Source organism: Aquabacterium sp., from assembly GCF_036279675.1.
Lineage (GTDB): Bacteria > Pseudomonadota > Gammaproteobacteria > Burkholderiales > Burkholderiaceae_C > Aquabacterium.
The window spans coordinates 39758-52987 of record NZ_DASUIS010000038.1 but is presented as its reverse complement, the minus strand read 5'-3'; the positions used below and the strand labels follow the sequence as shown (position 1 = coordinate 52987).

Genomic DNA, 13230 nt, shown 5'->3' with positions numbered 1-13230 from the left:
ATGAGGTTCCTTGTGTGAACAGGTGAGGGGATCAGGCTTGTTGCCCGCTCATGCCGGGGGGCAGGCCGTCCTTGCCGGGCGGCAGCACATTGGGGTAGGCCGCGTGGGCTGCCTTGATGCGCTCGGCCTGGGCGGCGCGATCGGCCTGGCGCTTGTCCCACCAGGGCTTGATCTTTTGCTCCCACAGCCCTGCCAGGCCATCGGGAAAGGCCATGGTCACGCCGATGAACAGACCCGACATCAGGAACAGCCACAGATCAGGTGCGCTTTCGGAGAAGTAGGTCTTGCCGAAGTTCACGATCAGGGCACCGTAGATGGCACCAACCAGGCTCATGCGGCCACCCACGGCAGCAAAGATCACCATCTCGATGGACGGCACGATGCCCACGAAGGAAGGCGACATGAAGCCCACCTGCAGTGTGAACAGGGCACCACCGATGGCCGACAGCATGGCGGCCAGGCAGAAGGCAAAGACCTTGAACATGGCCACGTCGTAGCCGGAGAAGCGCACGCGGTCTTCCTTGTCGCGCATGGCCAGCAGCAGGGTGCCCAGCTTGGACGACTGCACCCAGCGGCACAGGAAGACCGATGCCAGCAGCAAGCCTACACACACGTAATACAGCACGTACTTGGCATGGTCGGTACGGATGTCCCAACCCAGCATGGTTTTCAAGTCGGTGATGCCGTTGACGCCGCCGGTGTAGCCTTGCTGACCGATGATCAACACCGTCAGGATCAGGGCCACGGCCTGCGTGATGATGGCGAAGTACACGCCACCCACGCGCCGCTTGAACATGGCGTAGCTGATGATGAAGGCCAGCAGTGTGGGCACCACCAGCACCGCGATCAAGGCCAGAGGCAGGCTCTTGAATGGCACCCACCAGGAGGGCAGGGCCGTGAGCTGGTTCCAGTCCATGAAGTCGGGGATGCCGGGGGTGGACTGGATCTTGGTGCTGATGGGGTCTGAGGCCTCCAGCTTGAGGAACATGGCCATCATGTAGCCGCCCAGGCCGAAGAACACGCCCTGGCCCAGGCTGAGGATGCCGGCATGTCCCCACAGCATGACCAGACCGAGTGCCACGAAGGCGTAGGTCAGGTACTTGCCGATCAGGTTGAGGCGGAAGATGTCCAGCGCGAGGGGGAAGACCACGATCAGCAGCAGGGCCAGCAGCGCGATGCTGCCCAGCTTTTGCTGCGCGATCCAGGTTTGAACTTTGCTCATGAAAAAACTCCTTTCAAACCGTTGGCTTACTTGCGGACCTTCGAGGGGAACAGGCCTTGTGGGCGCAGCATCAGGATGGTCACGACCGCGAGCAGCGTGAGCACCTTGGCGTTCGAGCCCGTCATGAAGAACTCGCTGATCGATTGCGTCTGGGCGATGCCGAAGGCCGATGCCACGGTGCCCAGCAGGCTGCCTGCGCCACCGAAGGTGACCACCAGGAAGGAGTCCACGATGTAGAGCGAGCCGCTGGTCGGGCCGGTGGAGCCGATGGTGGTGAAGGCGGCACCCGCCACACCGGCAATGCCGCATCCGATGGCAAAGGTGAGCCGGTCAGTCTGCTTGGTGTTGATGCCGATCGCATTGGCCATCACGCGGTTGCTCACGGTGGCACGCACACGCAAGCCCCAGCGGGCCTTGTACAGCGCGAGCATCAGCAGCACGGTGACCAGAGCGGTGAGGCCCATCACGAACATGCCGTTGATGGGGATGTCCAGGCCTTCATGCGGTGCCCACGAGCCCATCAGCCAGTCAGGCAGCGTCGGGCTGACTTCCTTGGGGCCGATGGCCGTGCGGAAGACCTGCTGCAGGCCCAGGCTCAGGCCCCAGGTGGCCAGCAAGGTATCCAGCGGGCGCTTGTAGAGGTGGCGGATGAGGGCCCACTCGGTGAGCCAGCCTACGCCGAAGGCAATCAGGAATGCCGCCAGGATGGCGAAGGGAAAGTAGGCCTGCACCAGATTCGGTGCGTACTTCTCGGTCAGGGTCGAGCCCATGTACACGGTGTAGGCGCCGATGGTCATGAACTCACCATGGGCCATGTTGATCACACCCATCTGGCCGAAGATCACGGCCAGACCCAGGCCCATCAGCAGCAGCACCGAAAACAGGCTCAAGCCTGCGAAGCCCTGCATCAGGCCGATATTCATCATTTCAGATAGAGACATGGGGCAATCCCTCCAGCAAAAAAACCTGCGTGGCGCTTGAGCTCATCGCCACTGCGCCGACGCAGGAAACGGTCTGCTTGCCTGAACCCTTGCCGTCGTCTGAATACCGGCAGGCAGACCGCGCGCTCAACAAGTGGGGGTTATTGATATCCCTTGGGGAATGGGTTCGGCTCGATCAGGTCCTTGGACTCCGCCACGACCTTGAACGTGCCGTCTGGCTGGCCCTGGGCAATGCGTGCTCGGCTCCACAGGTGATGGTTCTCGTGCAGCTTCACGTAGCCCTCAGGCGCTGTCTTCAGCTCGATGCCAGGCGATGCGGCCACGACCTTGTCCACGTCGAAGCTGCCAGCCTTCTCGACAGCGGCCTTCCACAACCAGGGGCCCAGGTAGCCGGCCTGCGTCACGTCGCCGATCACCGACTTGGGACCGTAGGCCTTCTTGAATGCCTCGACGAACTTCTTGTTGTTGTCGTTGGGCAGAGACTGGAAGTACTTCATCGAGGAGTAGAAGCCAGCGAAGTTTTCGCCGCCCACACCCAGCATTTCGTCTTCGGTCACCGACAGGGTCAGCAGGAACTGCTTGGCGCCCGTGATGCCAGCGGCCTTCAGCTGCTTGTAGAAAGCCACGTTGGAGCCACCCACCACGGCAGCAAAGATGCAATCGGGCTTGGCCACCTTGATCTTGTTGATCAGGGAGTTGAAGTTGGTGTTGCCCAGCGGGTAGTACTCCTCGCCCACCACGCTGCCCAGCTTGCCCACGGTTTCGATGTGCTTGCGGGCAATCTTCATGGAGGTGCGTGGCCAGATATAGTCCGAGCCCACGAGGAAGAAGGTCTTGGCCTTCTTCTCCTTGGCGCCCCAGTCCAGGCCCCAGATGATCTGTTGCGTGGCTTCCTGGCCGGTGTAGATCACGTTCTTGGACTGCTCCAGGCCTTCATAGAAGGTCGGGTAGTACAGCAGGCCGTTTTCCTTTTCGAAGATGGGCAGCACGGCCTTGCGCGAAGCCGATGTCCAGCAACCGAACACGCAGGCGACACGGTCATTGACCAGCAGCTTCTTGGACTTCTCGGCGAACGTCGGCCAGTCGGATGCGCCGTCTTCCTTGATGACCTTGATCTTGCGGCCCAGCACACCACCCATGGCGTTGATCTGGTCGATGGCCAGCTGCTCGGCCTGGATCGACCCTGTTTCCGAGATGGCCATGGTGCCGGTGGCGGAGTGCAACTGGCCCACGATGACTTCGGTATCGGTCACGGCCAGCTTGGTCGTGTTGACAGCCGAGGTGGCCGGTGCCGCGCCGTAGCTCAGGCCGGTGATACCCATCAGGGGGACAGCGCCCAGGCCTTGCAGCACGCGGCGGCGGTTGAGGGACAGATCGTTCTGGTCATTCGACATGAAAGGACTCCTTGCACAAAAACGGGTTGCCGATGCCGCGCCGTGGTGCACGAGTGGTCCTTGTCGAACCTGTCATCCCGCACCGCTTGTCGCGACCTTGGGTGCAACAGTACGGATGAGCGGGTTTTCCATGAATACGTTAATTGACGTAGTGGGCGTACGCATACGACGCCAGAACTGGTGGATCGCTTCTTGCATACAAGCTGAGCCGTCCTTCTTTTCGGAGCCAGTTCGTGTCCGTAGCCCGGCAAAAGATCTTTCGCATTCGCCGTGAATACAACTCCTGGGTGGCCAACGAGACCCTGGAGGACTACGCGCTGCGCTACACCCCTCGCACCTTCCGCAAATGGAGCGAGATGCGGGTGGCCAACACGGCCTTTGGCGCCGTGTCCTTTCTGGCGCTGGAGGCCATCGGCGGCGCCATTGCGCTGAACTACGGCTTCACCAATGCGATGTGGGCCATCCTCATCGTGGGCCTGATCACCTTCCTGACCGGCCTGCCCATCAGCTACTACGCTGCGAAATATGGCGTGGACATGGACCTGCTCACGCGGGGAGCCGGCTTCGGCTACCTGGGGTCCACGCTGACCTCGCTGATCTACGCCAGTTTCACCTTCATCTTCTTTGCGCTGGAGGCGGCCATCATGGCGCTGGCCCTTCAGATGCTGTTTGGATGGCCCTTGCCCGTTTGCTATGTGGCGTCTTCGCTGGCCATCATCCCGCTGGTCACGCACGGGATCACCCTGATCTCGCGCCTGCAGATGTGGACACAGCCTGTGTGGCTGTCGCTGTGGATCTGCCCCTTTCTGTTCGTGGCGTTTCAGAACCCCGAGGCCTATGTGGCTTTTGCCTCGCTGAGCGGTCGCAGCACGGGCAGCAGTGGTTTTGACATGACCGCCGTGGGGCTGGCCTCAACCGTGGCCTTCTCGCTGGTGGTGCAGATCGGCGAGCAGGTCGACTTCCTGCGCTTTCTGCCCGAGAAGACCAGGGAGAACCGGGTGCGCTGGTGGACGGCCGTGCTGGTGGCCGGACCCGGCTGGGTGGTACCCGGCATGCTCAAGATGCTGGCCGGCGCCTTCCTCGCTTTTCTGGCTCTGCAGCATGAGGTGCCGGTGGACAAGGCGATCGAGCCCACACAGATGTACCTGGCTGGCTTCAGCGAGGTGTTCTCGTCGCCCACGTGGGCATTGGGTGCCACGGTGCTGTTCGTCATCGTGTCGCAGGTCAAGATCAATGTGACCAATGCCTATGCGGGTTCGCTGGCCTGGTCCAACTTCTTTGCGCGGCTCACGCACAGCCATCCGGGGCGGGTCGTGTGGCTGGTCTTCAACGTCATCATCGCGGTGCTGTTGATGACGCTGGGGGTGTTCGGGGCGCTGGAGCGCGTGCTGGGCCTCTACAGCAATGTGGCGATTGCCTGGGTGGGGGCGCTGGTTGCTGATCTGATGATCAACAAGCCCATGGGCTGGTCACCCAAGGGGATCGAGTTCAAGCGCGCGCACCTGTATGACCTCAATCCGGTCGGGCTGGGCGCAACCCTGTCGGCCGCTGTGGTGGCCGTGGCCGCGCATGCGGGGCTGATGGGGGAAGGGGCGGTGGCCTGGTCATCCTTCATAGCCTTGGGCATCGCCATGGTCATGTCGCCTTTGCTGGCCTGGACCACGCAGGGGCGTTACTACCTGGCCCGCTTGCCCCGCACACAGTGGAAGCCGGGGCAACTGGTGCGCTGCTCGGTGTGCGAGAACCACTTCGAGGCCGAAGACATGGCCATGTGCCCGGCTTACGACGCGCCGATCTGCTCCTTGTGCTGCACGCTGGAGTCTCGCTGCCATGATCGCTGCAAGACACGCTCGCGTGCTGCCGAGCAGGTGTCGGATGGCCTGATGGCGGTGCTGCCTGTGGCGCTCTCCAGACGCATCAACTTCAGGGTGGGGCACTACCTGGTGGTGTTCCTGTCGATCGCCACGCTGCTGGCATTCGTGCTGGGCGTCGTTTATTACCAGGAAGGCGTGGTGACCGGGCAAACCATGCTCGACGGCCCCTTCGTCAAGGTGTTTGCCTTGCTGTTGCTGGCGGCGGCCGTTTGCGCCTGGTGGGTGGTGCTGGCTTCCGAGAGCCGGCGCATGGCGCAGGATGACTCGAACCGCCACAACCAACTGCTGCAGCTTGAGATCGATGCCCACCGGCGCACCGATGCGGCCTTGCAGCAGGCCAAGGAACTGGCCGAAGCCGCCAATCAGGCCAAGACACGCTATGTGGCCGGCATGACGCACGAACTGCGCACCCCACTCAACAGCATCCTGGGCTATGCGCAGATCCTGCTCAAGGAGGCGCCGCCAGGCGGCAAGAAGCGCACGGCGCTCAACACCATCCAGCGTAGCGGCGAGCATCTCATGGGTCTGATTGACGGCCTGCTGGATCTGGCGCGCATCGAGGCGGGGCGCTTGAGGCTGGAGTCCGCGCCGGTGCCTCTGCCAGAGTTCCTCGATGATGTGGTCAGCATGGTGCAGCCCCAGGCCGAGGCCAAAGGGCTGGGCTTCAAGCTGGAGACGCGCGGCAAGGTGCCCCTGTGGGTGCAGGCGGATGCCAAGCGCATGCGCCAGATCCTGCTCAACCTGTTGAGCAATGCCGTGCGCTTTACGCAAAAAGGGCGCATCACCCTCAGGCTCGATGCGCGTCGCGAGGTGTTGCGCTTTGAGGTGATTGACACGGGCATCGGCATTGCACCCCAGGATCTGGAGCGCATCTTCCTGCCCTTCGAGCGAGGCAGTGGCGGGCGCCGCAGCAGCGAGCCCGGCACGGGCCTGGGCTTGACCATCACCCACTTGCTGACAGAGCTCATGGGCGGCGAGTTGAGTGTGCAAAGCGTGATGGGCCAGGGCAGCACTTTCAGTGTGCGCCTGTACCTGCGGGAAATCGCGGCACCGCCCGAAGCCCGGTTGAAGCAGTCAGGTGAACTCAACACGCGCTTGCTGCAGCGCCCGATCATCGGCTACGAAGGACGTCGCAAGACCCTGCTCGTGGTGGACGATCAACCCATTCAGCGGCAGATGCTGGCCGGCATGTTGTTGCCGCTGGGCTTTGACATCCGTGAGGCTGCCAGCGGTCAGGAAGGGCTGGAGAGCGTGAAGGAGGCTTGTCCGGACGCCGTGTTGCTGGACATCTCCATGGACGACATGGATGGCTGGCGTACCGCCCGTGCCATCCGCCAGGCTGGTTTCAAGGATGTGCCGATCGTGCTGGTATCGGCCAATGTGTTCGAGAACCGATCCGAGAACCTTGCGGCAGCCGAGTGCCAGGCCTTCGTTGCCAAGCCGGTGATGGAGTCCGAGCTGCTCGATACCCTGGCGCGCCATCTGGATCTGCAGTGGGTGAGGGCGCCGCTTGCCAGCGCCAGTGCCGATCACCTGGATGCCGCCGAGCTGCCGCAGCTTGACCTGTTCTCGGGTCAGGACAGCGCCATGCCGCAGGATGCCGCGTGGGAACTCGATCGCCTGGCACGCAAGGGCCATGTTCAGGGCTTGCAGTCCGCGCTGGACGAATGGACGCAGGCGGCGCCCGATCAGTCTCGCCATTGGCGAAGGCTGCGCGAACTGATTGACCAATTTGAGATGGAGGCCGTGGTCTCCTATGTCGCACCTTATCTCGCAGAGGACACGCTTGATGAATCCCAAGCTTGAGCAGAGCCAGGGCACGGTCCTGGTGGTGGACGATGCGCCGGACTCGCTGCGCATGTTGTGTGACGCGCTGGCCGATGAGGGCTACACCGTGCTGGTGGCACGCGATGGCGAGCAAGCCCTGGCCAGGCTCGATGTGGTGTCGCCGGATGCGATCCTGATGGATGGCGTCATGCCTGGTCTGACGGGCTTCGAGACCTGCCAGCGCATCAAGAACCATGCAGCATGGTCTGCCATCCCGGTGATCTTCATGACAGGCCTGTCCGACACGGCTGATGTAGTGGCGGGCTTTGAGGCGGGCGGCGTGGACTATGTGGTCAAGCCGGTCAGGATCGAAGAGGTGCTCGCCCGCCTGAGCACCCATGTGCGCAACGCACGCATGGCCCGTGATGCACGCCATGCCATGCAGCAAGGGCAACGCACGCACGAAGGCAGTTCAACAGAACTCAGTCGCTTGAACGAGGCAGCCCTGACGCCCAGGGAGACCGAGGTGCTCGGCTGGTTGGCCAAGGGCAAGACCAACCGTGACATCGCCGACATCCTGGGCATGAGCCATCGCACGGTCAACAAGCACCTGGAACACATCTTCGAGAAACTGGGTGTGGAGACACGCGCTGCTGCCGCGGCGCTGGCCAGCAGGGCCATTTCTGCATGATGATCGGGCGCAAGAGCCATCCACAAGGTTCTTGTCATCTCGCAAACCCTCATGTGGTAATGGGGGGCATTCACGTCAGCATGCGTTAGTCTTGCGGGCGGCGTCTTGGCGCGCCAACAGTTGAGGCCACAGGAGCAGTACATGGCATCACCACCTCCAGCGCATTGGGCCGCTGGCTGGGTCAAATACAAGCGCTTCAGCGAACTGATCTATGTATCGGTCGTTGGGCATTTCGCGTTTGCGCTCGCTTACGGCCTGTATCTGGGCCAGTGGGCCATTGCGGCCGTGCTGGGCTTGCCCGCCATGTTGGTGCTGGCCTTGTTCCCGCTGTTCAAGTCCAGGCTGAGCCCTGCCAGCATCCGTGCCTGCAGCTATGTGATGTTGCTGGGCAATCTATCGGGGCTGGTGCTGGCCTTGATGTGGATGGGCCTGACACCGAGTACCGCCGTGTGGTGGCTGGTGTGGTGGCCCATGTTCGTGGCCCACCTGATGGGCGTGGTGGACGGCCTGATCTGGGTGGCCATCGCCTTGTTGTCGGCCGTGCTGATGTGGCAGAACCAGCAGCATGGCTGGGTACAGCCCTTGATGCGCCATGAAGACAACCCTTTGTTCCTCATGCAGATCAGCTTCCTGATCATTGGCGCGGGCTTTGGCATCGTGGTGCGGCGAGCTTACGACCGGTTTGGAGAAGAGATCGACGCCAACCAGCGCATGATCGACAGACAGAACCTGTCGCTGGAGCGCCGCGCCGTCAAGCTGGAGACCATGCTGCAGGCCGTTCAACAGTCCAGCCTGGATCGCACGCGCATGTTCGCGCAGATCAGCCATGAAGTGCGCACACCGCTCAACGGCATGCTGGGCTTCACGCAGTTGCTCAAGCGTGGAGAGCTGACCAACCAGCAGGCGGTGTACGTTGAGCAGATCGACCGTTGCGGCGCCACCTTGATGCAGATCGTCAACGACGTGCTGGATTTCTCCCGCCTGGAGGCTCATCCCACACAACTGACCTCGCAGCGGTTTGATGCCGTGCAACTGGCCCATGAGGCCGTGGACATGGTCTCGTCCATCGCCGAGCAGAAGGGCGTGTCACTGATACGAGAGTTCCCCGATGGCGAGATTGACGCCATGGGAGATCCTCTGCGGGTCAAGCAGGTGCTGCTCAACTTGCTGGCCAATGCCGTGAAGTTCACGCCGCAGGGCGAGGTCTCCGTGCGCTGTCGCACCACGCGTGCTGACGATGGCCAGCACGCCTTGCATGTGGAGGTTCAGGATTCGGGCATCGGTATTCCGCATGAAGCCTTGTGCCACCTGTTCCAGCCTTTCAACAAGGCCAGCGACAGCACCATCCGTCAATACGGTGGATCGGGCCTGGGGCTGGCCATCTGCAAGCGCCTGGTGGACATGATGAACGGGCGCATTGGCGTGGACAGCCAACCCGGCAGCGGCAGCCTGTTCTGGTTCGAGGTGCCCATCAGCGCGTGATGAACGCTATCGGATGACGGCCAGCATCTCGTGCACGTCATGCGTCATCACGGCCAGAAAGGCCAGCAGGCCGATGTAGGCGGTGGCGTAGGTCAGCCGTGTTTCGGCGGAGGCCACGTAATAGCCAGCATGTGCCGGGTCGTCAGCGCGGAACTTCCAGGCCTTGATCAGCTGCGGAATGGCCATGATGGCGATCAGGATCAGCACCGGATTGAGCGGGTTCTGCCACAGCAGGAAGCCCATCACCGGCACACCCAGCAGCCACAGGCGCGGCGACAGCACGGCCGTGATGCGCCCGCCGTCCAGCGGCGACAGGGGGATCAGGTTGAACAGGTTCAGGAAGAAGCCCGCGTAGGCCACCGCCAGCAGCCACTTGCCGCTGTGGTCCATGTCCCTGGCCAGAAAGTAGCAGGCCAGCGCGCCCAGCGTGCCCACCAGCGGCCCGCCCAGGCCCACGTAGGCCTCGGTCTCCGCGTCATGGGGCAGGTCCTTCATCTCGATCCAGGCGCCCATGAAGGGGATGAATGTTGGGGCCCCCACGTTCAAGCCACGTTGCCGGGCCGCGATGAAGTGCCCCATCTCGTGCACGAACAGCAGGGCGATGAAGCCGGCCGCGTATTTCCATCCGTAGATGAAGCCGTACACCACCAGCGAGATCAGCATGGTGCCGCCCGTGGTCAGCAGCTTGCCGAACTTCAGGCCACTGAACAGCAGAAAGAGGATCTTCAACATGGTGTGGGCGCCGACGTGGCTCAGCCTTGGTTTTTGTCACGCTTGAAGAGCTTGGTGAACACAGCCAACACGCCTGCGCCGCCCAACACGATCACCTTGGCAAACTTTGCCAGGAAACCTGCAGCCAGGGCAAACATGCCCAGCTTCTTGGCGGCCAGGCCACCCACCAGGGCAGCCAGACCGTACTCGGCCACCTTGTCGGTGGACTGGTTGAAGTCTGCGTAGCGCTTGCCTTCATTGAAGTTCAGGGCAGCCAGCAAGGTTTGCGCATGCGCCTTGTCCTGGCCGATGGCCTGCGAGCCGGTGATCAGGTTGAGCGTGATGTAGCCTTCGCGGCCCAGCGCGTAGGTGTTGTAGTTGATGCTGGTGGGCTCATCGGCCGGGGCCCCCTTGAGTCGCGCCGACATGGACCACACGAGGCGGTGCGTGTCCGCCACGTAGTTGGGCTTTTCCACCCAGCCGAGGATGTCGAGTTCGGGGTAGCCGTTTTTGCGGCGCTCTTCGTTGGAGGCCTCGGTACCATCCTTCAGGCTCTTGAACAGCTCGTCCACGTCCCAGTTCCTGGCGTCATCATCCTTGATGTAGCCGGCGTCTTCATAGCGGGCCACCACCATCCAGCCTTGTGCATCCGATTCCGGGAAGACCAGGCCCAGCTCGCGCTCGTCGGGGTGGTTGCCCACGGCTTTCATGAACTGACTGGCTGCAGGCTCCGGCACCCAGATGTAGCCGGCAGGCAGCTTGAGGGTGGCCTGATCGCGCAGCTTGATCTCGGCCGGTCCCCTGATCTGGGCGGCCTGCATGGCCTTGGAGGCCTGTTCAATAGCCGCCTGGTGGGCCTGCTCATGCGTGGACACCGCAGGGGCGTCTTCCGCGAAGGCGGTGGTGGCGCCACATGTGGCCATGGCTGCCATGGCCGCCAATGCCCAGGCGGCCAGCCTGCGGCGCGGTGCTTGAATCCAGTTGTTGTGCATGTTGTCTGCTCCCTTTGCGTCAGACCGCAAAGGTTAGCAGACCGACCGCCGAAGGCCTCAGTCGCCCACCAACAGCTGGGCGGCACCAGCCTTGTGTCGGACCAGGCCGTCCTGCAGATCGAGGGCGTCTTCCACGAACCATTTCACGGCACGCGGGTAGATCACGTGCTCCTGCTTGAGCACTCGGGCAGACAGGCTGTCTTCCGTGTCGTCGTTCAGGACGGGGACGGCTGCCTGGGCGACGATGGGGCCGTGATCGAGCTCGGGCGTCACGAAGTGCACGGTGGCGCCTGCCAGCTTGCAGCCCGCGTCAATGGCGCGCTGGTGGGTGTGCAGGCCTGGAAAGGCCGGCAGCAGGGACGGGTGGATGTTCAGCAGACGGCCTTCGTAGTGACGCACGAAGCCCTCGGTCAGGATGCGCATGAAGCCAGCCAGCACCACCAGATCGGGCGCGTAGCCGTCGATCACGCGAGCCAGTTCGGCGTCGAACGCCTCGCGTGTCTCGAATGCCTTGTGATCCAGCACGGCTGTGGCAATGCCGCGTGAAGCTGCAAACTGCAGGCCGCCTGCGCTGGCCTTGTTGCTGACCACGGCCGCGATGCGGGCGGGCCATTGCTCGCTGGCACAGGTGTCCACAATGGCTTCCATATTGGAGCCTCGGCCGGAGATCAGGATGACGATGTTCTTCATGCGGGCGACAGTGTAATGTGCCTCGCAGGCGGCCGGGCACCTACAATTCGGCACTTTCCCGTTTTCGTTTCTCCATTCGAAATCGCCGCTTTCCACAAGCCGTCAACCAGTCGACCAGCCAGCCATGACCGTACGCGTTCTCACCGGTATCACGACCACCGGCACCCCCCACCTGGGCAATTACGTGGGCGCCATCCGTCCGGCCATTGCCGCCAGCCGTGAGGCCGGGGTCGAGAGCTATTTTTTCCTGGCCGATTACCACGCGCTGATCAAGTGTGACGATCCGGACCGCATCGAGCGTTCGCGCCTGGAAATCGCCGCGACCTGGCTGGCCGCCGGCCTGGATACCGAGCGCGTGACCTTCTACCGCCAGAGCGACGTGCCCGAGATCACCGAGCTGAACTGGCTGCTGACCTGTGTGACGGCCAAGGGTCAGATGAACCGGGCGCATGCCTACAAGGCGGCCGTGGATGCCAACGGCGTCAACGCCGAGGATCCGGATGCCGGCATCACCATGGGCCTGTACTGCTATCCCATCCTGATGGCCGCCGACATCCTCCTGTTCAACGCGCACCGTGTGCCCGTGGGCCGCGATCAGGTTCAGCACATCGAGATGGCGCGGGACGTGGCGCAACGCTTCAACCACACCTTCGGCAAGGGGCGCGAGCTGTTCGTGCTGCCGCAGGCCGAAATCGAGGAAAGTGTGGCCACCTTGCCGGGCCTGGACGGCCGCAAGATGTCCAAGAGCTATGACAACACCGTGCCCCTGTTCGATGGCGGCCCCAAAGCCCTGAAGGATGCGATTGCCCGCATCGTGACCGATTCGCGCTTGCCCGGCGAGCCCAAGGATCCCGAGAGCGCGCACCTCGTCACCATCCACGATGCCTTTGCCGATGCCGCCACGCGTGCGGCCTTCCATGCCGATTTGCGTGCCGGCCTGGGCTGGGGCGAGGCCAAGCAACGTGTGGTCAAGCTGATCGAAGACCACGTGGGCTCGATGCGCGAACGTTATGCGCAACTGGTGGCGCATCCCGAGCAGATCGAGGCCGTGTTGCAGGCCGGGGCCGCCAAGGCACGTGCCGTGGCCACGCCCTTCCTGGCCGAGTTGCGTCAGGCCGTGGGCCTGCGCGCCATGGTGGCGGTGCCCCAGGCCAAGGCCACCAAGGTGCAGGCGGCGAAGGTCGACGTGCCGGTGTTCAAGCAATACCGCGAGGCGGACGGCCAGTTCTATTTCAAGCTGACGGCAGCCGATGGCAAGCTGCTGCTGCAAAGCCAGGCTTTTGCCGACGGCCGTGAAGCGGGGGGCTGGGTCAAGCGCTTCAAGACCCAAGGTGCGGCTGTGCTGGGCGAAGCGCCAGCGAGCCTGTCAGACGGCGTGGCGCGCGAAACCGTGGAGGCCGCCTTGTCGGCCCTGCAGGCGCACGAGGCCGAGCAGGAAGCCACCAAGGCCGCCAAGGGCTGAGTCG

The 13230-nt window shown here is 63.0% G+C and carries 10 protein-coding genes; 4 read left to right on the top strand and 6 right to left on the bottom strand.

Annotation, left to right across the window (positions count from 1 at the left end; genetic code table 11):
* Positions 1–31 precede the first annotated feature (31 nt).
* The 3 genes from urtC to urtA form a co-directional block, all read right to left on the bottom strand.
* A complete protein-coding gene (gene urtC / locus VFW93_RS04120) occupies positions 32–1222 on the bottom strand; it encodes an urea ABC transporter permease subunit UrtC (RefSeq protein ID WP_329692720.1) in 1191 nt (396 codons plus the stop codon).
* Between the two features lie 26 nt (positions 1223–1248).
* Positions 1249–2163, bottom strand: a complete 915-nt coding sequence (urtB, locus tag VFW93_RS04115) for an urea ABC transporter permease subunit UrtB (RefSeq protein ID WP_329692719.1) — start codon at positions 2161–2163, stop codon at positions 1249–1251.
* Positions 2164–2303: 140 nt separating this feature from the next.
* Positions 2304–3557, bottom strand: coding sequence for an urea ABC transporter substrate-binding protein (urtA, locus tag VFW93_RS04110; RefSeq protein WP_329692718.1), 1254 nt, complete (start codon positions 3555–3557; stop codon positions 2304–2306).
* A gap of 233 nt (positions 3558–3790) precedes the next feature.
* On the opposite strand from urtA, the gene VFW93_RS04105 reads away from it, so the two are divergent.
* The 3 genes from VFW93_RS04105 (at position 3791) to VFW93_RS04095 (ending at position 9371) form a co-directional block, all read left to right on the top strand.
* Entirely contained in the window at positions 3791–7237 is a 3447-nt protein-coding gene (locus VFW93_RS04105; protein ID WP_329692717.1) for an ATP-binding protein, read from the top strand.
* A complete protein-coding gene (locus VFW93_RS04100; RefSeq protein WP_329692716.1) occupies positions 7221–7889 on the top strand; it encodes a DNA-binding response regulator in 669 nt (222 codons plus the stop codon). Before VFW93_RS04105 ends, VFW93_RS04100 begins: the two co-directional genes overlap by 17 nt.
* Before the next feature lie 141 nt (positions 7890–8030).
* Entirely contained in the window at positions 8031–9371 is a 1341-nt protein-coding gene (locus VFW93_RS04095; RefSeq protein WP_329692715.1) for a sensor histidine kinase, read from the top strand.
* 6 nt (positions 9372–9377) lie between these two features.
* On the opposite strand, the gene VFW93_RS04090 is transcribed toward VFW93_RS04095, so the two are convergent.
* From VFW93_RS04090 to purN, 3 genes are read right to left on the bottom strand one after another with little or no spacing between them, the layout of a single operon-like run.
* Positions 9378–10103, bottom strand: coding sequence for a site-2 protease family protein (locus tag VFW93_RS04090; protein WP_329692714.1), 726 nt, complete (start codon positions 10101–10103; stop codon positions 9378–9380).
* Positions 10104–10123: 20 nt separating this feature from the next.
* Complete coding sequence (locus VFW93_RS04085; protein WP_329692713.1) at positions 10124–11074, bottom strand: DUF2167 domain-containing protein; 951 nt, start codon at positions 11072–11074, stop codon at positions 10124–10126.
* Between the two features lie 57 nt (positions 11075–11131).
* Positions 11132–11764 carry a phosphoribosylglycinamide formyltransferase gene (gene purN / locus VFW93_RS04080; protein WP_329692712.1) on the bottom strand — a complete coding sequence of 211 codons (633 nt, stop codon included), beginning with the start codon at positions 11762–11764 and terminating at the stop codon, positions 11132–11134.
* 124 nt (positions 11765–11888) lie between these two features.
* Between purN and VFW93_RS04075 the strand changes: the two genes are divergently transcribed.
* On the top strand, positions 11889–13226 hold the full coding sequence (locus VFW93_RS04075; RefSeq protein ID WP_329692711.1) for a tryptophan--tRNA ligase: 1338 nt from the start codon (positions 11889–11891) through the stop codon (positions 13224–13226).
* Positions 13227–13230: the final 4 nt, after the last annotated feature.